The organism is Flavobacterium sp. ALD4 (assembly GCF_002836475.1).
Taxonomy (GTDB): Bacteria; Bacteroidota; Bacteroidia; order Flavobacteriales; family Flavobacteriaceae; genus Flavobacterium.
This window is the reverse complement of record NZ_PJBJ01000030.1, coordinates 1,374,069-1,398,321: the sequence shown is the minus strand read 5'-3', so window position 1 is coordinate 1,398,321 and position 24,253 is coordinate 1,374,069. Positions and strand designations below refer to the sequence as shown.

General features: G+C 36.0%; 19 protein-coding genes and 1 pseudogene. 6 read left to right on the top strand and 14 right to left on the bottom strand.

The genetic code is table 11. From position 1 onward, the window contains the following. Positions 1-526: 526 nt before the first annotated feature. Positions 527-1,762 carry an ABC transporter permease gene (locus tag CXF59_RS14805; RefSeq protein WP_101138492.1) on the bottom strand — a complete coding sequence of 412 codons (1,236 nt, stop codon included), beginning with the start codon at positions 1,760-1,762 and terminating at the stop codon, positions 527-529. 86 nt (positions 1,763-1,848) lie between these two features. Between CXF59_RS14805 and CXF59_RS14800 the strand changes: the two genes are divergently transcribed. Continuing rightward, the gene (locus CXF59_RS14800; RefSeq protein ID WP_101138491.1) at positions 1,849-3,147 is read left to right on the top strand and encodes an exo-beta-N-acetylmuramidase NamZ domain-containing protein; all 1,299 of its coding nucleotides are present in this window, start codon (positions 1,849-1,851) and stop codon (positions 3,145-3,147) included. A gap of 27 nt (positions 3,148-3,174) precedes the next feature. Here CXF59_RS14800 and CXF59_RS14795 read toward each other — a convergent pair whose 3' ends face one another. Next, positions 3,175-3,669: a YkgJ family cysteine cluster protein gene (locus tag CXF59_RS14795; protein WP_101138490.1), complete on the bottom strand. Its 495-nt coding sequence runs from the start codon at positions 3,667-3,669 to the stop codon at positions 3,175-3,177. Between the two features lie 86 nt (positions 3,670-3,755). On the opposite strand from CXF59_RS14795, the gene CXF59_RS14790 reads away from it, so the two are divergent. Further along, complete coding sequence (locus CXF59_RS14790) at positions 3,756-4,463, top strand: bifunctional 2-polyprenyl-6-hydroxyphenol methylase/3-demethylubiquinol 3-O-methyltransferase UbiG (protein ID WP_101138572.1); 708 nt, start codon at positions 3,756-3,758, stop codon at positions 4,461-4,463. 107 nt (positions 4,464-4,570) lie between these two features. Here the strand turns inward: CXF59_RS14790 and CXF59_RS14785 are convergent, their stop codons facing one another. The 7 genes from CXF59_RS14785 to CXF59_RS14750 form a co-directional block, all read right to left on the bottom strand. After that, entirely contained in the window at positions 4,571-5,203 is a 633-nt protein-coding gene (locus CXF59_RS14785) for a 7-carboxy-7-deazaguanine synthase QueE (protein WP_101138489.1), read from the bottom strand. A gap of 269 nt (positions 5,204-5,472) precedes the next feature. Further along, entirely contained in the window at positions 5,473-7,152 is a 1,680-nt protein-coding gene (locus tag CXF59_RS14780) for a tetratricopeptide repeat protein (RefSeq protein ID WP_198554708.1), read from the bottom strand. A gap of 16 nt (positions 7,153-7,168) precedes the next feature. Further along, positions 7,169-8,092 (bottom strand): PstS family phosphate ABC transporter substrate-binding protein, encoded by a 924-nt coding sequence (locus tag CXF59_RS14775; protein ID WP_101138487.1) that lies wholly within the window; start codon positions 8,090-8,092, stop codon positions 7,169-7,171. A 233-nt stretch (positions 8,093-8,325) separates the two neighbouring features. After that, positions 8,326-9,120, bottom strand: coding sequence for an energy transducer TonB (locus CXF59_RS14765; protein WP_101138485.1), 795 nt, complete (start codon positions 9,118-9,120; stop codon positions 8,326-8,328). Positions 9,121-9,154: 34 nt separating this feature from the next. Continuing rightward, positions 9,155-9,706 (bottom strand): biopolymer transporter ExbD, encoded by a 552-nt coding sequence (locus CXF59_RS14760; RefSeq protein WP_101138484.1) that lies wholly within the window; start codon positions 9,704-9,706, stop codon positions 9,155-9,157. Positions 9,707-9,724: 18 nt separating this feature from the next. Continuing rightward, on the bottom strand, positions 9,725-10,336 hold the full coding sequence (locus tag CXF59_RS14755) for a biopolymer transporter ExbD (RefSeq protein WP_101138483.1): 612 nt from the start codon (positions 10,334-10,336) through the stop codon (positions 9,725-9,727). Between the two features lie 37 nt (positions 10,337-10,373). Continuing rightward, positions 10,374-11,189, bottom strand: coding sequence for a MotA/TolQ/ExbB proton channel family protein (locus CXF59_RS14750; protein ID WP_101138571.1), 816 nt, complete (start codon positions 11,187-11,189; stop codon positions 10,374-10,376). 374 nt (positions 11,190-11,563) lie between these two features. Between CXF59_RS14750 and CXF59_RS14745 the strand changes: the two are divergent. From CXF59_RS14745 to CXF59_RS14735, 3 genes and pseudogenes are all read left to right on the top strand, one after another. Continuing rightward, a pseudogene (locus CXF59_RS14745) lies at positions 11,564-13,078 on the top strand (helicase HerA-like domain-containing protein). A gap of 459 nt (positions 13,079-13,537) precedes the next feature. Then, positions 13,538-14,959 carry a carbon starvation protein A gene (locus tag CXF59_RS14740; RefSeq protein WP_101138482.1) on the top strand — a complete coding sequence of 474 codons (1,422 nt, stop codon included), beginning with the start codon at positions 13,538-13,540 and terminating at the stop codon, positions 14,957-14,959. A 352-nt stretch (positions 14,960-15,311) separates the two neighbouring features. After that, on the top strand, positions 15,312-15,671 hold the full coding sequence (locus CXF59_RS14735; RefSeq protein WP_101138481.1) for a cupin domain-containing protein: 360 nt from the start codon (positions 15,312-15,314) through the stop codon (positions 15,669-15,671). Positions 15,672-15,698: 27 nt separating this feature from the next. On the opposite strand, the gene CXF59_RS14730 is transcribed toward CXF59_RS14735, so the two are convergent. The 3 genes from CXF59_RS14730 to CXF59_RS14720 all read right to left on the bottom strand — a co-directional run bounded on the left by CXF59_RS14730 (position 15,699) and on the right by CXF59_RS14720 (position 20,071). After that, a complete protein-coding gene (locus CXF59_RS14730) occupies positions 15,699-17,057 on the bottom strand; it encodes an NAD(P)/FAD-dependent oxidoreductase (RefSeq protein WP_101138480.1) in 1,359 nt (452 codons plus the stop codon). A 62-nt stretch (positions 17,058-17,119) separates the two neighbouring features. Next, entirely contained in the window at positions 17,120-19,507 is a 2,388-nt protein-coding gene (locus CXF59_RS14725) for a penicillin acylase family protein (protein WP_101138479.1), read from the bottom strand. Positions 19,508-19,672: 165 nt separating this feature from the next. After that, positions 19,673-20,071: a glycine zipper family protein gene (locus tag CXF59_RS14720; RefSeq protein WP_101138478.1), complete on the bottom strand. Its 399-nt coding sequence runs from the start codon at positions 20,069-20,071 to the stop codon at positions 19,673-19,675. A gap of 549 nt (positions 20,072-20,620) precedes the next feature. Here CXF59_RS14720 and CXF59_RS14715 point away from each other — a divergent pair. Continuing rightward, entirely contained in the window at positions 20,621-21,259 is a 639-nt protein-coding gene (locus tag CXF59_RS14715) for a flavin reductase family protein (RefSeq protein WP_101138570.1), read from the top strand. Between the two features lie 119 nt (positions 21,260-21,378). Here the strand turns inward: CXF59_RS14715 and kynU are convergent, their stop codons facing one another. Beyond that, on the bottom strand, positions 21,379-22,662 hold the full coding sequence (gene kynU / locus CXF59_RS14710) for a kynureninase (RefSeq protein ID WP_101138477.1): 1,284 nt from the start codon (positions 22,660-22,662) through the stop codon (positions 21,379-21,381). Between the two features lie 388 nt (positions 22,663-23,050). After that, entirely contained in the window at positions 23,051-24,100 is a 1,050-nt protein-coding gene (gene queA, locus CXF59_RS14705) for a tRNA preQ1(34) S-adenosylmethionine ribosyltransferase-isomerase QueA (protein WP_074721045.1), read from the bottom strand. Between the last annotated feature and the right edge of the window lie 153 nt (positions 24,101-24,253).

The window sequence follows — 24,253 nt, the reverse complement described above, 5'->3', positions numbered from 1 at the left end:
TCTACTTCAATACTTTTAAATGCCTTTTTTTTAACCTCTAACAAAACTTAGCTTTAACTCGCTGGAAATACGCTCCTTGAATACCAAAGTTTTTTTTCCTCACTCTCTCCACGCCATAGCTACCACGATAAGAGGGTGACTTTATGGATGTAGTTTATGGAGTTTCTGTATAAATACTGCGTTTTTACAATCGCGTTGCACTACATAGCAGAAATAACAGCCATCGCTTTTCATACGTTTTATCGGAACACAACCTTATGTCGTGGCATACTAAGAATACGAATATTTCTTTCTTCCGTTCTGTTTTTCATTTCTAGCTTCTAACCACGTACCTCTAACCTCCTTTGGTTGCGATAGGGACAGTAGTAAAAAAACCACAGTCCCGATGCAACGAAGTCAATCGGGACACTAACTTGCAGCGTCCCGATAGCTATCGCCAAGCCCGACCCGTCATAAAAAAAGAGACTACTCCTTATAAATAGGTATAGCCTCTTTTTTTTATGATGGGGAAGGCCCCAACCATCTGTTAGTCGAAACGAATTGCTTTGACCGGTGAAATTTTAGTTATAATATAGGAAGGAATTAACAACACTAAGAAACAAACACTGACAGTGAGCCCGTTTAATAATGTAATATATCCCCAATTGAGATATACCGGCGCCTGATCAACATAATAATTTTCAGGATTGAGTTTAATTATTCCAAAATATTTCTGAAGCAACAGAATCGCTATTCCGATTAAGTTCCCCCAGAATAATCCCCGAAGAATTAGATAGGACGCATTATAAAGAAATATTTTACGGACACTCCAGTTGTTAGCCCCAAGCGCTTTTAATATCCCTATCATCTGCGTGCGCTCCAGAATAAGAACCAATAACGCGACTACCATGTTGATCGTGGCCACTAATATCATGACTATCAATATGACAATGATATTGAAATCGAATAATTGAAGCCACTCGAATATATAACTGTATTTTTCGATGATGGTTTTAGTATCAAGCGTAGAACCTGTATGCTGATACACTTCTTCCCCTACCAATTTGATGTTGTCAAAATCATCTACGAAAACTTCGAATGCCCCTATCTGATCCGCTTTCCATTTATTTATGCGTTGCATGTGGCGTATATCTCCTAACACATAAGTGGCATCAAACTCCTGAAATCCGGAATTAAAAATCCCAACGATTTTAAATCTCCTGATATTAGGTAATTTATTCTGACCTTCTTTCATGAAAAAGGTGTTAAACGCATCTCCTACTTTCAGTTTTAACCTATTCGCAAGGAATTGCGATATTACTACATCTTCATTTACCTGATTAGAAAAATTCGGTAATTTTCCAGCAACGAGATACTCCTTTATATTGTCCCACTTGTAATCACCACCCACTCCTTTGAAAACGATTCCTTCAAAGGCATTCTCCGTTCTAATAATTCCTGCCTTACTGGCAATAGCCTGAATATGACTTACCCCCTCTACTGTATTAAACTTAGGGTAAAAGTCCTGTTTTTTCGATATAGGAACTAAGGTGACTTCGGATTGATTGTTATCATAATTAGAAATAATAATATGTCCATTGAAGGCAGAAACTTTTTCTCTGATTTTTTGTTGCAGGCCAATTCCTGTAGCCACTGACACAATCATCATAACCATTCCGATGGCAATAGCAGAAATTGCAATTTTTATAATAGGCGCGGATATACTACTTTTATAATCTTTAGTAGTTATTAGTCTTTTAGCAATAAAGTATTCTAAATTCAATTTGATTAAGTGTCTGATTTGGATTCAAAAATACAGCTAAAACACGAATTACGCTAATTGCCCCTAATTTTATTCTAATCCATTTTATGACTCCATTTTTTAAGAATATTTCATCTATCCTAGTTCTAACAATGATTTTGATTTCTTGCTCCAGTACAATAAGTAAAACGAAAGCAGTAAGACAAGCCAAATCACCAGACAGCGAAGCAACATTAGCAGTTCATTCGAAGGAAGATTCTTTACAACCTCACATTAATGAGAGACATTCGATCAAAACCGGTGCTGATAAGTATACGGTATATTTACCCCTCTTGAAAAACAATAAAGTTGGAGTTGTAACCAATCAATCAGGTATTGTACTAATTGAAGAAGAACCCATCCGTTTTGCCGATAAAAAAACACAAATCCATTTAATTGATTTCTTATTGGACCAAAAAATCAGTGTCCAAAAAATATTTGCCCCAGAGCATGGTTTTCGCGGCAATGCTGATGCCGGAGAACATGTTATCGACGGAATGGATTCTAAAACTAGATTACCTATTATTTCGCTTTATGGTAATAATAAAAAACCAAAGTCGCAACAATTAGCAGGAATTGATATCATGGTTTTTGACTTACAAGATGTGGGAGCTCGATTTTACACTTACATCTCCTCACTGCATTATATAATGGAAGCTTGTGCAGAAAATAATATTCCATTAATCATTTTAGACAGGCCCAACCCTAACGGAAGTATCGTTGACGGACCGATTCTAGAAAAAGAATTCACTAGTTTTGTTGGCATGCATCCCATTCCAGTTTTACACGGTATGACCATTGGCGAATATGCACAAATGATTAATGGAGAGCAATGGTTGGAAAACGGAATCAGTTGCAAACTGACTGTTATCCCATGTTCTTATTATAATAGAAATATGCAATATAGCCTCCTCGCAAAACCCTCTCCTAACTTACCAAACGACCAAGCGATCAATCTATATCCTAGCTTGTGCTTTTTTGAAGGAACAAATGTTAGCGTAGGAAGAGGAACTGAAAAACAATTCCAAATTTACGGCTCACCCTATTTGCCAAAAAGCAATTTCAGCTTTGTCCCAAAACCCAATATAGGAGCACAAAATCCAACTTACAATCAAGTAGTATGTTTTGGAGAAGATTTATCAAGTATAAATGAACTACGCCAACTAGAATTGAAATGGCTCATTAAAGCCTACACTACTACAACTGAGCAATCAAAGTTCTTTAATCCCTTCTTCACAAAACTGGTCGGAACTCAAAAACTACAACAACAAATTGAAGCTGGCCTATCAGAAACTGAGATCAGCCAAAGTTGGCAAAACGGTTTAGACCAATTTAAGAAAATGAGAGAGAAATATTTGATATACTAGAAAAGCCACAATACGTTTTCGCACTAACTACAGCGGCAATTTTTTCTTCATTTCCTCTACAATATTAAAGGCAGCAGGGCAAATTGGGATATTCTTCAACGTAAGGTCTGTGATTTGCTGAAACTTCTTTCTATCAGTGTGTGGGAATTCTCGACAGGCCTTTGGTCGCACGTCATAAATCATGCACGCGTTTTCATGATCCAGAAAAGTACATGGGACACTTTGCAATACGTAATCCTGATCTTCATCAACACGAAGATATTGCTCAATAAACTGCTGTGGTTTTTGCTTAAGATATTTTGACACACGTTCTATGTCTGCAGATGTAAATAGAGGCCCCGTTGTTTTACAACAATTCGCGCATTTTAAACAATCCGTTTTCTTGAATTCAGCATCATGCAGGTCTTGCATCACATAATCTAAATTTTTAGGCGTCTTCTTTTTAAGCTTATCGAAATACTTTTTGTTTTCTATATGCTTATCTTTGGCAAGTTTTCCAAGTTCGTTTAAAATAGGTTTCAATTTCAGAGTTTAAAAATTCTTTGCAAAACTACACTTTTTGAACGATGAACTTTGATTAATGAATGTTGAATTTTGAAATACAAACAATGAAAGACCTTTTTGGCAAAGCCATCCTAGATTATCAAACGAATAATTCCCCTGAGGATTTAATTACCGAAACCACAATCTCCGAGGAAGATGAAATGAGTGTGGCTTATTTATTTCGTTCCTACAATGAAATGCCCAATATGGAACAAAAAGCCTTACAGCTTGCCAAAGGAAAGATTCTGGACGTAGGTTGCGGCGCCGGAAGTCATAGTTTGTATTTACAGAACGAGTTGAATTTAGAAGTGACTGCAATAGACATTTCGTCAAATGCAATACAAGCTTGCTCACTTCGAGGGATCAAAGATGCCCGAGTACAAGATGTAATGACATTAGAAAATGAAACATATGATACGATTTTATTATTAATGAATGGCGCAGGAATGTGCGGAAAACTAAAAAATATTCCGAATTTCCTTGTGAAACTAAAATCACTCTTGAATCCTGGAGGCCAAATTCTATTAGACAGCTCCGACATTATCTATATGTTTGATGATGATGAAGATGGAGGAAAATGGATTCCATCCGATAATGAATATTACGGAGAGGTAGTTTTTAATATTGCCTATAAAGGCGAAAAGGAAAAACCTTTCAACTGGATGTACATTGACTACAACACGCTACAAAATGCGGCTTTTGCCAATGGCCTAAAATCTGAATTGGTTCTTGAAGGGGAACATTATGATTATCTGGCGAAGCTGTCAATTTAGAAACAAGGACAAAAAAGAAAAAAAACTGGATATAGCTCCATCCTTAAACGCAATAAAAAAGCCAAACGACAATTGTTGTTTGGCTTTTTCTACTTATTCTGAACTCCTTAAGGGATGTTAAGATATTTGTGCGTTTGAAGAGACACTCTCCATTTTGGATTATCCATAACATAGTCCACGATTAGCGGAGTCATTTCTTCTTTCTTGCTCCATTCAGGCTGAAGAAATAAAATAGCACCGTCATTTACCAGCTCGGCTTGCTCCTCTGCAAAAATAAAATCATGTTTATTAAATATGATAACCTTTAACTCATGTGCATTATCATACACCGTTTGAGTGGGTAGCTTATTTTTCTTTGGAGACAAACAAATCCAATCCCATGTCCCAGTAAGAGGATAAGCGCCTGAAGTTTCAATATGAACCTTTCGTCCATTATCCATTAACGTCTGGGTCAGCAACGTCATATCCCACATTAATGGCTCTCCCCCTGTCACTACAACTGTCTCTGCATATTTTTTGGCATTGGTCACAATTTGATCGATGCTTGAAGGCGGATGCAATTCTGCATTCCAACTTTCTTTAACATCACACCAGTGACAACCGACATCGCAACCTCCAATTCTTACAAAGTAGGCAGCAGTTCCCGTATGAAAACCTTCTCCCTGAATAGTATAAAACTCTTCCATCAATGGAAGCATTGCTCCTTTGTTAACTTCTAACTGTATTTCTTTTGATAACATTATTGTAATTTAAAGTGCAAAGATAGGTCATTTGAAAGGACTTAAATTATTATTACTAAAACCTTCATTGAAATTCTACACTATACGTGTTCAAAACCAATAAATGAACAAAATATCGATTGTTTTTCAAACTACGTAGAAACCACGAGCAGGCTATACAACTCCGCAGCAACACAACTCTTATCATTACTACTGTAATTAAAAAAAATAGTTGGATAAAAAAACCGATAGTTTTTCAACTATCGGTTTTCCACTATAAAATAATCTTATTATTTCTTACCCTTAAGCATCTCCACTGATTGCTTTGCATATCCATTTTCAGGATCAATAGCAAGAGTTCTGTTGAAAAATTCAATAGCTTTAACTTTATCAGTGTTTGCATAACCTGCAGCCATTGTATTGTACGCCTCAACTAATTTACCCTTCACAGTAGCCTTAGCCATTTCTTCAGGACCTTTCTTAGTTACAATATCAATATACTGTTGGTAATATTTAATCATTAGCTCATCATTTCCAAGTAACGTATTAGTTCTTGCGCGATAAACGTAAACATCTTGAGTTTCTGGAGACGCTTCAATCACATTTCCAAAAGCGACATCTGCTTTTTGTAAGGCGATAGAATCTTTCACTGCTCCAGTCCTTGTGTTGTCAAAATAAAGTGAATTACCTAAATAAAAATTGTCAAGCAAGTAATTTTTAGATTCTTTATTTGAAGTCGCGATTTCGAAAATTCCAGCAGCTTCTTTATATAATTTTTGCTCATAAAGTCCCTTACCTGCATCGCCTAGTTCACTCACAACAGCCTTATCCATAGCAACCGCTTTCTTAAGAAGTTCGATTCCTTTCATAAACAATACAGGTTCTACGACTGTTAAATCAGTACCCATTGTCGCTTTTTTGATATTGGATAAACCCAGATATAAATAATCAAGTGACATTACGTTACTGCTTGGGTTTGAAGTATAATCTTCAAGAGCTTTAATAGCCACGTCCACATTTCCATTAAAGTATGCAGAATAACCTAAATAACGTAAAATCCTAGGATTTACATTGTCAATTATCTTCATTTCATTAGCCTCAACTTCTAAAGCTTTATAATCCTGAGCAACAATTAGGAAGTCGGCATGACGCATACGTGAAGCTAAAGAATAATCCGTTAAACCCATATATTTTTCATAATACGACAATGCTTGTTTCATGTATTCATCATTTCTAGAAGGAACATTAACTGCCCAATAGTAATACGTCTCTGCTAATTCACGATAAAGAGGACCGTAATTAGGACTTGTTGCGATTACATCATTAAAAGCATTTACAGCTTCTACATATGCTTTCGCTCCTTTAAGTAAAACTCCCAACTGCATTTTTGCTCTAATTAAAGAGTTATCTGCCTGAAAAGCATTACGGTATGCTGAATAGGCTGCGTTTTGGTTTTTATCACCATAATGAGCATCACCAAAAGCCAAAAGCACTTGAGGCTCCTCAGCATTTCTTTCATTAGCAAGATTCAAAGTCTGAAGAGCGGCTTTATAATCCGGTTTGTCAGAATTCATGTAAGCACGTGCAATATATACGTACTCTGAATAGTCTCTTCTCCCCATTTCATTTTTAGCTATTTCAAATTTAATTTTAGCTGCGGCAACATCTCCATTATTAAGATCCAATTGTCCCAATCCAATATAATTAAAATGCTCATCATCCTTAGCAGCTATACCTTTTTGATAGCTCATTTTAGCAGAATCTGCCACCTTTTGTACAAGATATACGTTCCCTAAAAGAAAGTATGCTTTTCCTTCTGATGGGTCAGATTTAATGATTGATTTCAAAGTCGATTTGGCACTTTCAAATTGTTCTGCGTCAATCGCCTTTTTAGCTTGATCTATATCCTGTGCGTTCAATACGGATACCGTGGCCAGAAAGGCAACACTTAAAATTTTAAATTTGTTCATTTTAACTTTATTTGATTTATTCATTTTCATTTTCATTACTTGATTTGTTTTTAAATATAACTTTTCTAGGAGGCATGCGAACAGGCAACAGTCCTGCTTTCAAAATTATCCTTTGTCCTATGTCCCCGGCAACAAATGAAGCGAACCCCATTCCTAAACCCAAAGATCCCTGACAGTTAATTATATACAAATCACGTGCCAAAGGGTATTTTCCTTCGGCTAAATTGTTTTGAGTAGGAGCAACAAAGCCCTCACTACCCTCTCCTTTAACACTTAATACGTTAATATTTTTTATGAGATCCTTCATGTCAGGTGATGGCTGATACAGCCAATTTAGACCGACAACACCAATCATACCATCATTTTCAGATACAAATTTAACAACGTCCTTATTAAACTTAAAAGAGTAAACCCCTTCTTTAGGCATTTCTTCTATTCCAGCCAACTTATTCATATAGCGCACCGTACTAGAGTTTGGATTATCGAAAACCAAACCTTTAATACTTGTTTGCGGCTTCCCCTGCATAAACAGAATCACATCTTTAAGAGCTACCAATGTGTCATTATTACTTTTCTTAGAAATAAAAGCAATTGCATCAGTACCGATTTTAGTTGTTTTAGGTTTAATTTTAAGCCGTTCAAAATATTTACCCTCCTCTTCATTCAACTTTCTGGCTAAGATAACAATACGCGACGTGTCTTTAAGAAACGCTCGCATCACTTCTTTTTCAGACCTCGATTCCAATAGTATCGTGGCTTTATATTGGTTCTGAAAAATGGTAATCTCATCTTCCATTACCGGTTTTAGAGTTTCGTCAACGAGGATTGTAGCTGTTCCTTTAAGTATCGTTTCTTTCTCCTCAACTGATTTTTTACAGCCAATTGATAAGATTGAAATCATTAAAACCAATAGATAAATACGCCCTGCGAAGTTTTTCATAGTTTAATCTTTATTATCATTTATAATGCGTATCCCTCTTATAATAGAATACACAATGAGAAGAATTCCAAAGGCAATCCTATACCCCATATTCATATCTAAGGGAAAGTTTTTCATAAAGATAATCAATAATCCCAAAACTAGATAAACAACGAAAAACAAAATTGCCATAACGAGAAGAAATCGCTCTTTGAGCGATTTCTTCTGAATATTTATAATCTCTTTTTCCAACATTAATCCGCAGTTTGAATCTGGATCGGAAGAGAGTATAACACTCTAACCGGTTTTCCATTTTGAATACCTGGATTCCATCTCGGACATCTGTTTAAAACTCGAATGGCTTCTTTTCCTGTTCCATAACCAATATCTCTTAATACCTTGATATCAGTCAATGACCCATCTTTTTCCACTACAAAAGTAACATAAACCTTTCCTCTAAGACCCTCTTCTTCAGGGGCTCTATAGTTGTCTCCCACATACTTGTAGAATTTAGCCATACCACCTGGAAATTCAGGTTTTACTTCGATACCTGCCGTGTTGTAAATCTGATTGTCCTCTTCAACAATTTTAGTTGGGCCCGGACCTACTGGAGCTACGGACAAAACTGCATCTGGATCTCCTTTAATAGTTTCAGCACCAAGCTTTTTTTCCTTAATCTCCACAATTTTCGGCGGCTCTTCAGTCACTTCATCTGCTTTAGCAACCACTGGCTTCACAAACTTAACCTGATCCACTTTTGGTGGTGGTGGGGGTGGAGGTGGAACATTTAATTTAGGTTCTTCCTTCTTTGGAGGTAACTTAATGGCCGTGATCTTGATATCTCTGTCCATATCTTCCTCAGCGCCTTTAGGAAGCAAGTCTATGATGAGAGGAGCAGCCAGAGCAATACTAAAAAATATCGCTCCTAGAATAAGCGCTTTTATAGTAGTTTTTCTGTTTGACTTTCTTAATTCATAAGCTCCGTAAGTTTTGTTACGACCTTCGAATACGATATCAAGCCATTGATTTTTTAATATGTCTAATTTCATTTTTCTTAATTATTAGGTTATTAAGAAAACAAGATTACTCTTGTTTTCCTTCTAACAATTTTAGTTCCTCAGCCGAAAAATCATTAACTATAGTATAGGTTGGTACATCAGAGATAGCCATCTCATCTAGTATGTCAATCACATTTTTATAACTTGATTTCTTACTAGGCTTGATAATAACGATCATCCCTTTGTCCTTATTTCCCGTATACGCTAGTACAGATTGCTTTCTTTCTAGAATCTCCTTACGCAAACCATCTTTACCGAATGTAATTTCCTTAGGACCAGCTATTGGCGTAGCCAACAAACCCATATAAAAAATCATCTTATTATCATCTCCTAACATCACAGTCATCGTACGATTTTCATCAACCTTAATATCCGCACTCTTCTCATCCGGATCTTTATCTGGCAACCCCAAGCTCATCGATTGAGGTTTAGACAATGTCGTGGTAAGCATAAAAAATGTAATTAATAAGAAGGCCAAATCAACCATAGCAGTTAAATCTACTTTTGCATTTGATTTTTTACTCCTTACTTTCCCACCTTTTTTGCCTCCACCGTCGCCGGTATTTAATTCAGCCATTTTAGTGTCTTTTTTTTATTAAAAATCTTTTCCTCTTAAACCAGTAACTAAACTAAAGCTATTGATTTTTTGATCTTGTAACATATCCATCACTTGTAGAATGGCTGGATATTCCTCTTTTGCGTCACCTTTAATAGCGACCTGCAGCTCTTTATCGTTTACCTCTATATTCGCAAGACGTGCATTATAGATCCAATCTTTCAATTGATTATCTGTCGAATCTTTAGGAATACCAGGCTGTTCTGCCTTACTTCTATCAGAAGCTTTCATATCAATAATTTGCTTTAGGTTACTGATTGGCACACCAAAATCATCCATTCTTGAAAACGTGTTTTTTTCACCATCAGTAAAAGTAATACCGTACTTCTCTCCCATCAATTCTAAAGTTCTCATACGAACTTCTTTTCCTTTCAGGTCAAAAAACACCATCCCTTTACCTACACTCAATGTAGCTAAATCAGATTCAGGTAATTTAGTCTGAACTGTTGAAGAGGGAGTATCCACGGGCAATGCTTCAGGTATTTTGGCTGTCGAAGTCATTACAAAGAAGGTAAGCAAAAGAAATGCAACATCACACATCGCAGTCATATCAGTAGACCCCGGGTTTTTTTTTATTTTTATTTTAGCCATTCTTTTTGTTTTTTAATTGATATAAATATCAACATAATTATTGCTTCAAACTTCCTCTGAATCTTCTGTAAGTATTTACAATGGAAACGGCAGCCTCATCAATTGAATATGTTAAATCATCAATTTTTGAAGTAAAGAAATTGTAAGAGATAATTGCTACAGCTGAAGTTCCAATACCTGTTGCAGTATTAATCAGCGCTTCAGAAATACCTGCTGCAAGAGCTGCTTGATCAGGAGTTCCAGCGGCAGCTAATGCACCAAACGCTTTAATCATACCCGCTACAGTTCCTAACAATCCAACAAGAGTACCTAAAGAAACTAAAGAAGAAATGATTGTCATATTCTTTTGTAACATTGGCATCTCAAGTGAAGTAGCCTCTTCGATTTCTTTGTGAATAGTCTCTGCAGCTTCTTCACTATTGAATCCTTCTTTCTTAACCGCTTGGTATTTTACTAGTGCAGATTTAATTGCATTTGCAACAGAACCTTGTTGCTTGTCACAAGAAACAATCGCTTCATCAATTTCACCTTGTTTGATACTTGCTTGTATCTTTGTCATAAACGTGTCCAATTTAGTTTTACCAGCTGCTTTAGATATAACGAAAAATCTTTCAATAGAAAAAACAAGAACCATTAATAACATTCCTAATAATACCGGCACAACTGCACCCCCGTGGTATACTTGACCTAAAGTGTTCAAAGGAATTCCTTCATTATTTCCTCCTTCAAAATTCGATGGATTACCCATGATGAATTTCCAGATTAATACACCTACACCAATACATGCCATAATAATAAGCCCTGAAACCATTCCTCCACCGTTTGAAGTGCTTTCTTTTTTAACGTTTGCCATTTTTTCTAATTTTAATAGTTTTAAATAATTTCTTTTAGTTGTAATAAACTTGTAGTTCCGCAAATTTATCTTTTTAGTTCAAATAAAAAAACTTTTTTTTATTTTATTCGAATTTAATTTATTCGAATAAAAAACTAGATTTTTTTTTATCTGAATTTTACTCAATATCGTTAAACAAATTTACTGTTTTTCGACATATAAACTATGTTTTTATGAAATATAAAGCTAATATCTCAATAAAAAGAATTCAATGTCTTAAAATAAGTTTTTCCACAATTAACAACAAAAAAGGCATAAAACTGCAGTAAATCCCACAATTGTGTCATTTAAAATAATACAAAACTCTCGCATGTAAATCCAACACTATCAATGTAATGAACAGAAAAGAAGGTTTTATGAAGCATATTACTCAGGGCTACGCTTCTAAAGGAGAAAGCATTACTCTGGGCAGTGCGTGAAGCTTTACTGGATGCCCGTGTAAAAACCCCACTGAAAACACTTAACAAACATGGGGTAATCGCCGGCCCTACCTGACCTGGGGAAACCAAAACCATTTAAGTTTTATCAAAACAATTGTCATCATTTGAAATTCCTGTAGTGATGATAGACATCAAAGGTTATTTCAACTGGATCGCCAAAGAAGGACAGGAGAAACCGTTTATTACCCAACGACATACGAAAACAAACATCTCTTATACTATAACTTAATTCCCAGTAGAGCTATTAACGCTATCCGAACAGAAAGGCGTACGACTGCGCGCAAATGTTTCGGCGTTCGGACCGGTTTTGTTTTCGCGAGTTTTGGGCTTTAATGACACCTAGTCCGTCATAATGACTGTTCTATTTAAATATTGCGATGATAATAAAAGGCCTTTATTAGACCTTAAAGCGATCAAAAAAGTAATCACTTACATAACCGAAGAAGAAAAAGACGATATAAGGAAGAACTATGGAACGATTCCCACTTCGACTACGAGAATCATTCTTAGAAAAATCATCGAATTAAAACGACAGAGAGCAGCACTTTTTTTTCTCAAATGTCTTTTAACATCGATGATCTAATGCGAATTAATGAAAACGAAAAAGGCTATATCAACATCATCCGACTAACAGATGTTCAATATAAACCAAAGTTATTTTCTACTTTCATGCTGAGTCTTCTTGCTCTAATCTACCAGCAAATATTCAAAAAAGAGGGTTCCGAACAACCCGAATTGGTGATTTTTATTGACGCAGCTCATCTAAACTTTATCGAGGCCGGTAAAGCATTACTGGAACAAATAGAGACTCTCGTAAAACTGATTGGTTCAAAAGGAATTGAAATTTACTTTGTAACCCAAAAAACCAATAGATGTTACAAGCGGTGCGTTGGGTAAATTAAGTCTAAAAACACAATATCCTTTGATAGTTTTTACCACTAACGACAGACAATCCATAAAGCGAACCGCTGACAACTACCCTACTTCTGACTATTACAATACAAGTGAAGTATTGACCAGTTTAAGAATTGGCGAAGCCTTGGTTACTGCGCTAAATGAAAAAGCAACCCTACTCCTATATTAGCTAACATGATGCGGGCACCGATGAGCCGAATGTCCGTTTTTAACCGAGAATAAAATTCACAACATCAATAACAAATCAAATTTACTAAAAAACACAGCGAACTTATCGACTGTGAAAATGCGTACGTAATGCTTCATAAAAAAACAACTATTACAGAGGCAGAGGCCGCAAAACAAGAAAAACAGAAAGAAGAGGCTAAGAAACCTGAACAAAGGCAGGAGCAAAGTACTGCAGATGCAGTAGGTCAATCTGTTTTAAAAGTATTGACCAGAGCGATATTTATAAGAGGCCTATTGGAGGCTTTGAACAAAATGACGAAAAAATAACACTCCTAGAAGATGAAGAATTACAGCTACATCCGGACAGTGGCTTAACTAGCCGCTTCTCGCCCCTACTCATTAAAGGATTCAGAAAAAAGTTGAGCTGGTATGAATACCGATCGTAAAAACAAAAAGCCAGCTCTACTTACCGGACATCCTTTGCAATAACTATCTTCTGATGCCCAAAAAAGCAAGTCGACAAAAATCACGTCATCTGTCTAATGAAATACCTTTAATTCTAACTCTCCCGATCACAAACACAAGTACAGTGTTTTTTGACCATATCACTATGAGCCAACTTTACATTCAATTTAGCTTAAGATTAGACTCCTTTCCTTACCGTATTTGCTCTCAAAGACCTTTTTTTCTTTAAAAATTATAATAAACTCATCAAAACCGGCTGTTTCTTGATAATAATATTAACTTGGAAGCCTTTAAGATCGCTAATTAACAGATTAGAGCATTATGATTACATTTATTACGGCCGTCATTTTATTAGTTTTGGGATATATATTTTACGGTAAATTTGTTGAAAGCATCTTTAAACCCGATGTCAATAGAGCGACTCCTGCATACACTCACGCAGACGGGGTAGATTTTGTTCCCATGGACAGCAATAGGAATTCCTTAATTCAGGTTTTAAATATTGCAGGAGTAGGACCCATTTTCGGACCAATATTAGGAGCCTTATACGGGCCGATAGCTTTCCTTTGGATAGTACTTGGCTGTATTTTTGCCGGAGCTGTCCACGATTATTTAACGGGGATGATCTCCATCAGATACGGGGGAGCTCACTTACCTGCTTTAGCATCTAAATTTTTAGGCAAATCATTTAGTCACGTCGTGAATTTCTTTACCGTATTGCTGCTTCTTTTGGTAGGAACCGTTTTCATTTCCGCACCTGCAAGTATGATAGATGACCTAATAGGTAAAGATTTAAATATGTTTACCTCAATCGTACTTGCTATTTTTGTGTACTATATCATTGCCACAGTTTTACCCATCGATAAAATTATAGGGAAAATATACCCTGTTCTTGGGCTTCTATTATTATTGAGCGCCATCGGTGTTGCATTTGGGATGTTTATGTATGGTAATCCCATTCCGGAACTGACTTTAACTAACATGCATCCAAAAGACCTTCCCTATTACCCCGTTATATTTTTAACAATCTCCTGTGGTGCTTTATCTGGATTTCATGCAACCCAGTCACCAATAATCGCCCGAACTATTAGAAACGAGAAAGATGGACGAAAAATATTTTACGGAATGATGATAGTAGAAGGAATTATTGCTATGATATGGGCAGCAGCTGCAATGAGCTTGATGAGCGGCGAAGACCTTAGTATCTTGTTTGCAAATGAAGGGCTTCCGGGAATAGTTCATAAAATCGCAACGGTCTTTTTAGGAACTATTGGTGGAACAATTGCTATTTTAGGTGTTATCGTATTACCTATAACTTCCGGGGACACTTCCTTTAGAGCGGCAAGAATGATTATTGCAGATTACTTAAAAATTGATCAAAAGGCTCTTAGAAACCGATTCATGATTGCAATACCGCTTTTTGTAATCGCCTTTATTCTTACTAAAATAGATTTCCAACTTCTATGGAGATATTTTTCTTGGGCGAATCAGAGTATCTCAGCAATTGCCTTATGGATTGCAACCGTATATTTATACCAACGAAAAACCCTTTATATTATCGCGTTAGTACCTGCGTTTTTCATAACATCAGTGTTAGGTTCCTTTCTTTTTTATGACCCTACTATAGGTTTTGGATTCGACATAATAACCTCAGATATTGTTGGAATTACGATTGCTATTTTAATAACGATTTTATTCTTTGTGGTTATGAGAAAAAACAAGGAATTACCCCCAAGCGAATAGTCAGTGAAGCTGAAAAAATGGTTCCCGAAAAGGGAGCTACTGTAGAACTTTGTCAATCTGCGGATTAGAATCCGATTCTAAAAAGGACGCAAGCCGTTTTAATTATTGGAAAAAATAGTCAAAACTGCCATTCCAATCCAAAATACAAAGCCGTTTACATCAAATGAACTTCTAATTACGGACAAGTTATTACTGATGGGAGTCTAACGGATATTTCGGATAAATCTATTTGGACCCTATGACCGATAAGAAAAGAACACGCAAAAAGAAGCCTTTATAATACTGTTTGGAGAAACTAAAACAACGAAACCCAGAAATAGATCCGGGATTACTATTTAAATAGAAACATAAAATGAAAAAGTATTTTATCCAAAACACTCCATTCGTAGTCCCTACAACTGATGGAAAGTTGATTGAAGAACACCACGGCTTGGCCTCAACAGACAATCCCGCAATCTCAATTGCCCATATGATTGCACCCCCCAAATGGAGTGAGCCATTCCAAACTCCTGAATTTGAAGAATACACTTATATCATAAAAGGTAAAAAGCAGTTTATTATTGAAGACGAAGCCATTGTTCTTGAAGAAGGACAATCTATAAAAATAGAAAAGAATACCAGAGTTCAATACTCAAATCCGTTTGATGAACCCTGTGAGTATATTGCCATATGCACACCTGCATTTGATTTCACCAAAGTGCATCGCGAATAACAAGTACAACAGTCAAGAATTAAAACTCTAATTCTTGACTGTTTCTTTTTCATTTAAAAGAGCTAAAATCATGTTTTCGACCTCTTTACTATCCCAAGTAGCCTCTATGTTTTCCGTTTTCAAAACTTCCTCCATAATAGCATTTTGATCATCACCGATTGCTAAAGCTTCAGCATAAGGTCGGTCACTAAATGTAACTCTACTGTAAAGCGGAATCCACTTATCAGGGTGTTTGTCTGAGAACCATTTTTCAATCTTCTTTTGCAAGAGGAATTTGTCATCTGCTGTTTTAGAACTCATTTCCATAAAATTACGGTACGAGAGTTCTGCAATAGCATCAGCATTGGGTTTACGTGATTTTTGATATTCCGAAAAAATCGTTTCCCAATCATCTCCGTATTTTTCCATCATTTCATTAAGAATCGAAATATCTTCAAAACCAGAATTCATACCTTGTCCATAAAAAGGCACAATCGCATGAGATGAATCCCCTACTAGTGCAATTTTATCTTTATAAGTCCATGGATAACATTTCATTGTCACCAAGGTACTCGTTGGATTTTTGAAAAAATCTTCGGTTAAGTTTGGAATAACTTCGATAGAATCTGGAAAGTTCTTTTCAAAAAACAGGGCTACATCTCTTCTGTCTTCTAACGACGTAAAAGAATTCTCCCCTTCAAATGGCATAAATAAAGTACAAGTAAAGCTACCGTCTAAATTAGGTAACGCAATCAACATGTACTCACCACGAGGCCAAATATGAAATGAATTTTTATCTAATTTATGGGAACCATCTGGATTTGCGGGAATATTTAGTTCCTTGTAACCAATATTTAAAAACTCCTGCGAATAGTTAAACATACTTTGGCGTTGCATGCGGTGGCGTATTCTAGAAAAAGCACCATCAGCACCAAAAACGATATCATATTTCTTTTCTTCCCAAGCTCCTCTTTCCGTTTCTCCAATGTGTAAAGTAGCTTCAGACAAAGTAACATCCCAGATTTTTTGCTCGAAGAAAAATTCGGCTCCAGCCTGTTCCGCCAAATCAATCATTCTCTTATTTAGAGCCCCTCTCGAAATAGAATAAATACTCTCACCTTCTTGACCATAATTTTGAAAGTTCAGCTTATCCACCAAATGAATGGCGCGTTTGTCCATGGATATTGCAATTTCGTGCACTGAATCCGATATCCCAACACCATCGAGTGCTTTCCAACCCCTGTTTGACATTGCTAGATTTATTGAACGCCCCGAGAACTGAATCTGCCTAATATCGGGACTTCTATCATATAAGTGAACGGTATGGCCTGCTTTGCGTAAGTAAATAGCTAATAAAGATCCGACTAGGCCGGACCCTACGATGGCTATTTTTTTTGGAGTTTGCATTGTTTTTATAATATTTAAACAAAAATAATCATTTAATGTTTTAAGGGCGCTAAGAATCGTTACTATTTAGCGGGAATAAAAACCAATTTTGTCGAAGTTTTAATAATCTCTCCTTTATTGAGCATCATTTTTCTAAAATTCCCTGCATTGTATATTTCTGCCTGGTCGCTATAATGGGCACTTAATGGATTCCCTGATTGCCCTGTAGGCAGTATACCCCAGCTATTTTCAATGTCCGAAAAATCAATAACCCTCCTAGAGGACGGACCTCCTTTTACTATATATTTTGAGTCATTTGTATAATCAAACATCTGATTGTTAATTACCTCATTAGAGCCTGAAACTTTAAATGGCCCTACATTAAATATTTTCCTCAGCATAGTTACTTTTCCGAGCGGATGCTGATACTCTACAACATGTACCTTATCCCAAGTCCAGGCGGGCACTGATTTCCCTAATTGCACTTCTAATGCAGCGATTGTTTCTTTAAAGGATTTCAAAAGAATCTCTGTTCTGGACTCCTTTCTATTTTTGGTCTCAATATTATCCCACCAAAGTGACTTCTCATTCACTATTTGTTTAGCAATTAGTTGTTTCATTATATGTGTTGCTAAAAACTGTGTGAATCCCTCCTCTCCTAACTCATCTTTATAAGTGTTTTTCAGATACATATAAACCAACTTATTGTAAATCGTAGGAGCTACATCCTCTGTATTATTCGTTCCTTTCCAAGATTTTAAAATCACGACTGCTTCTTTTTCATTTTTCGAAAGTGAATTGACATTTAAATCGGAAATTAAATTCTTAACCATATCTGGAGCTACTGAAGAAGTATTATCAGTAATCATTTTACCAACAGATTCTTTATCCCAATTTGACTTTGGTTCTAATAATTGAGTAATTCTTTTGGCTCTGTTTTCCGGAAGATAATAACCAGGATATAAAAACCCATCCACCGCTTCAGGCTGACTATTTGCTGAGTACACGTAGTTCCATTCTGGATTTACTGCCGAAGGATTTTTGGAGAAATCCAGATATTCCTTAATATCATCTTCTCCGGAGGCACCATCCAAGATGAAATGAGTATCAACCCCATCCCTGTGTTTGTACAATTTACCACTTGCCCACCAGGCGACATTCCCTTCGGCATCCCCGTACATCACGTTTAATCCTGGCGCTGAAATAAGCTCCACCCCTTTTTTAAAATCAGCTTTACTTTTTGCATGCGAAAGAGCATAAACCGCATCCAAAATGTAAATGGGTTGCTGGGTATAAATCCAAGACATGGCTACCGGCTTCTTGTCATATACACCAGCTAATAAACCGTTCATTAGAGGGCCATGGCGACTTACTTTTACATTCAGCACTACATCAGTGCTGTCTTTTACCTTTATAATTTTTTTCCTAATTATGTAATCACTAAAACCTGTAGGTGTTTTATACTTATTATCATTATCTGGACTATTCTCTTCTTGATAGAAATCAATATCATCGTTTTGAAACATAGTTAAGCCGTATGCATAATCCCTGTTATGTCCCAATAAAGGAAAGGGCGTTCCTGCCAGATAGCAGCCATACAATTCAAATTCAGGAGTTACTATATGGGCCTCGTACCATGTTCCAGGCTGCGAAAACTCAATATGTGGATCATTAGCAAATATCACTTTTCCGTTTTTGGTTTTCTTTGGCGCAATAACCCAGCTGTTACTTCCCACAAAAGGAGGAATAGGTGAATTGTCTAATAAGGCTGCTACTGATGTTGACATCGCTAAAAACTCCTGTGGCTTTTCCTTCGCATTTTTATTTATTGTAGTATTCAGTTCCCCATCAAGCCCAAAATCTTTAAGGTACTCCATTCCATATTTATTACGAATATCAGTCAATAACGGATCAGTTTTTTGTGCCATAGCAAAACTAAAGGACATGTATCCAAAAATATTATACACATCTTTTATGGTGAATTTCTCTTTCTTTACACCGACCAACTGAAATTCTATCGGCGTAACCCCTTCTTCCATATATTGATTGATTCCATCCAGGTAAGCCACTGTAAATTTATAACTTTTGCTGTTTTTGTCCAGATCTGCAATCGCTTTTTCCGAAGCTTCTTCAATACCAAGACCGGCGAAAAACGTGTCATTCTTTAAAGCGACTTTTCCAAAAATTTCAGACAAACGGCCCGGTGCGATGCGTCGCATTAACTCCATTTGCCACAAACGATCTTGCGCATGAACATATCCCAAAGCAGTCATGGCGTCTATGGAGTTATTAGCGTAGATATGAGGCACCCCGAAATCATCAAAATACACCGTTGTTTCGTCGTGAATGCTTTGTAGCTTTACTTTGCCTTCATATTTAGGTTTTAGATAAAAACCATATAACACCAATCCAACGATTAGAATCGCAATTAATGACACTACAACTAATAGAACTTTTTTGACTGTTTTCATTTTGACCATTTGTGAGAAACAAATATAAATAATTTCGAATATATTTGACCGAATTGTATTTCATTCTCTTTTTTTTTGAGAAATCTGAGTTAGTTTAAAAATAAAAAGAGTGTTTAAATTCCAATTGGAACTTAAACACTCTTTAATCAAAAAAAAAAATTCTTATTACTTTTTACTTCCATCAATAATGGCACCGGTTCCAGCTCCAATTCCGGCTCCAGCCACACCGCCGATTATTGCTCCCTGTACTTTTTTCTTACTTATAATCGCTCCAGTAGCTGCACCAACTCCTGCACCAATTACGGCTCCTTTTGCCGTACTGCTCCACCCTTTCTTTTGTGTAGTGGTTGTAGTGTTATTTCCAGGCTGATTAACTATAATAGTTTCCTTCTGCGTTTCTACCTTTGCCATTTCCATCTGCATGGAATCAATCACTCTTTGCTTTTCCATTGCCACTTCCATGGAATCAACAGTCGCTGTCTTCGCCGCCTCTAAATCCATTTTTCCTTGATTTTTACAAGAAACGATTAACAGACACAGTGCTATAAAGTATAATACTTTCATAATTATTTGTTTTTATATTATTATATAACAAATAAATATCTAATAAGCGATATCTCCCTTATACTATTTAAAGTATTTTTTATATAATTCCCACTATAGCAAACAACTGGACTTCTTATATACTCTTTAGCTAAGTCCATTGTTTAATTAAAAATACCCTTACTCAGAATCTGCCTAAGATTACATCTTTCTCTAAAAATAGGACCATGGTATTGATGCAAACCAAATTAAATTGTAGTGACACCAATCTACGATTAAGTTCTTTTTCATTAAGTAGTCACATCAACTGGGTTTTCGCCTTAAAGTACAATGGATAACTACTAGCTTCTTTTAGTTCATTTGGCTTCCTAACTAGTACAAAATTGCCATCGAACTCTTTATACGTTTCGCAAAATCACAATTAAAATAGAAAATAGGAAAGTGAAAACTAAATCAGAATTAGAGAACTGCAGAAATGACTCCTTCTATTAAATATAAAATCGCATTGCGTTTATAGTTTTGTTTATTATTATTGTATTTTTGTTCAACAAAAAAATTAAAAAAAATACTATGACTGTAATTTCTCGAGACGATATTTCTCAACTTGAAAAAGTGGAACGATTAAATTTAATTAATTCTTGCACTGGTTACAAATCAGCCAACTTAATTGCTACAAAATCACTAGATGGAGCAGTCAACGTTGCTATATTTAGCAGTATAACGCATTTAGGAAGCAATCCTGCCTTGATAGGGTTTATTGTTCGCCCCACGACAGTTCCTCGTAACACCTACGAAAACATAAAAGCAACCGGATATTTTACAGTCAATCATATTACTGAAGAAATGATTACTGACGCACATCACACGTCGGCTAATTATGAAACTGGCGTATCGGAATTTAGCAAAACCAATCTAAAAGAAGAATACAAAGAAGGCATCGCGTTTCCTTTTACAAAAGGCAGTCCGGTTCAATTATATTGCAAGTATGTAAATGAATATTACATTAAGGAAAATGATACCGTGCATGTTATTGCCTCAATAGAAAGTCTTTTTTTTGATGAAAACCTGAGACACAAAGATGGTTGGTTACAAATAGAAAAAGGAAATGTGGTCGCTATAAATGGCCTTGATGGTTATTGTTTACCCAAGTTAATTGATCGTTTTGAGTACGCGCGCAAAGACATCCCTACGAAGTCATTTTATAAATAAAATAGCTTTTCTATGTAGACCAATACTATCTTTATTTACCGTCCATTAGTAGCAAACTATTAGCACAATGAAAAAAACCATTAACGAATAAATATTTAATTCGTCAATGGTTTTCACTATTATTGGCTCACTTCTTTAATACCGCTTTTTAATATTTGCCCAAAATCATACATGTCTTCAAAAGAACAATACAAGGGAACTGGAGCAAACCGAATTACGTTAGGCTCACGCCAATCCGTAATTACCCCGTTTTTCATTAGATAGTCAAATAAGCTTCGACCTTGCCCATGAAGAAAAACGGATAATTGACATCCCCTCTCGTCTGGATTTGTTGGCGTAATTATTTCAAAGCCACCTTCAACCTCCTTGCTAATTTCATTTAAAATATATTCTAGATAACACGTGATCTGATCTCTTTTCTCAATTATTGCATCCATCCCTATTTCGTCAAACATTTCTACCGAAGCTAAATAAGGCGCTAGAGAAAGTATTGGTATATTACTGATTTGCCATCCTTCAGCTCCCGGAGCGGGATCAAATACCGGCTCCATCTTGAAACGACGTTCCTTATTGTGTCCCCACCATCCTGCAAATCGTGGTAAATCAGAGTTGCTATGGTGTTTTTCATGCACAAAACATCCAGAAGCATTCCCTGGTCCTGAATTCATATATTTATAACTACACCATGAAGCAAAATCAACATCCCAATCATGTAATTCTAATTTTATGTTTCCTGCAGCATGAGCTAGATCCCAACCTACAACGGCACCCGCTTCATGACCAGCGGTAGTTATTGTTTTCATATCAAAAACCTGACCCGTATAGTAATTCACTCCACCTATTAAAACCAAAGCTAATTCGTCTCCTACTTCATTAATTTTTGCTAATACATCCTCTGTACGGATATTATGCTCTCCATCACGACGTTTAATCTCTACAAGGGCATCGTCTGCTTTGTATCCATGAAAGTTGACCTGACTTTGAAACATGTATTGATCAGAAGGAAATGCTTTTTCCTCACAAATAATTTTATATCTCTTTTTTGTAGGTCTGTAAAATGAGACCATCAACAAATGAAGATTCACCGTTAATGTGTTCATTACGGTAATTTCAGATGGGAGTGCCCCCATGATTTTACCTAAGGGCTTAGCTAAACGCTCGTGATAATCCCACCAAGGCTTTTCAGCATAAAAATGTCCTTCAACCGCTAAGTTTGCCCAATCATCCATTACTTCATCGACATAAGCTCTAGTTCTTTTGGGCTGTAAGCCTAATGAATTCCCTGTGAAATAAAGTACATTTTTTCCATTCACTTTTGGAAAAATGAATTCGTCTCTGTATTTATTTAATTTGTCCTGTGAGTCAAGTTGCCTGGCAAATTCCTTAGTGTTTTCGAAAGTCATGGTTATAATTTAGTTCTGTAAAAATAACCAATATTTATTGCTCCTCAAAATGCAACTCCTTTATTTTATGCCTTAAATAAATCCCTATGTTCAGGTAAAGGAGTACTGGCTATAATCTCTGTTCAGCTCCTATCCTTAATTAAAGGCACAAATTATGTGGTTACGCTCCGATTATAAAAAAATTAGCATCTTTAGTTGACTCGTTTTTTAGTTTTTTGGTTTACCAAAAACGTTATTATACATCCAGTATTGCGTGAGGGATAGAAGTAAAAATCCTCCCGTTTTTAGGGAGATTGTAACGGATAGCCCGACCCTTTTGGGACACGCCCAAAAAAAAATCTCGCCATTACTGACGAGATTTATATAGAGAATCTGAAAGTAGTTCAGATTAAATAATCAACATGGCATCACCATAAGAATAGAATTTATACTCTTCTTTGATTGCTTCCTCATAGGCTCTTTTCATTAAATCATGTCCACAAAATGCAGAAACCATCATTAATAAAGTAGATTTTGGCGTATGAAAGTTTGTTATCATACAAGTAGGAATTGTAAATTCGTGAGGAGGAAAAACAAATTTATTTGTCCAACCATCAAACGGATTTAGTGTTCCATGTGAAGAAACAGAACTTTCTACAGCGCGCATCGACGTAGTACCTACAGTACAAATACGTTTTTTATGCACTTTTGCGTCATTTACAATATCACAAGCTGCTTGAGTAATTTTTAATTCCTCAGAGTCCATTTTGTGTTTTGACAAATCCTCAACCTCAACAGGATTGAATGTTCCCAACCCAACATGCAGTGTAACTTCGGCAAATTTGATTCCTTTGATTTCTAGTTTCTTCAATAAATGTTTAGAGAAGTGCAATCCTGCAGTAGGTGCCGCAACAGCTCCTTCTTCTTTAGCATAAATTGTTTGGTAACGTTCTGCATCTTCTGGAGTAACATCCCTGCTTATGTATTTTGGGATTGGAGTTTCTCCAAGTTCCGTCAATTTTTTTCTGAATTCTTCATACGAACCGTCGTAAAGGAAACGCAATGTTCTTCCACGAGAAGTTGTATTATCAATAACCTCAGCTACTAATGAATCATCGTCACCGAAATATAATTTGTTTCCGATTCTGATTTTACGCGCCGGATCAACTAAAACATCCCAAAGGCGTTGTTCAGCGTTTAATTCTCTAAGTAAGAAAACTTCGATTCTCGCACCCGTTTTTTCTTTGTTTCCGTATAAACGTGCCGGAAAAACTTTAGTATTATTCAAAATTAAAACATCGCCATCGTCAAAATAATCGATAACGTCTTTGAACGTTTTATGTTCGATAGTTTGTTTCTTACGATCAATAACCATTAAGCGAGCTTCATCTCTGTGTTCAGACGGAAATTCTGCCAACAATTCCTTAGGTAAATCAAATTGAAAATGTGATAATTTCATCTTTATATTTTTGTTTAAAAGTTTCTAGTATAAGACCTAATTATTTAGCCTAATAGTAAAACTTATTTAAGAATGCAAATATACGACTGTGAGATAGGCGTTGTCAAGTGTTTTGCTATTTAATTTAAATACAAAATTGCAAAGTAACAAAGC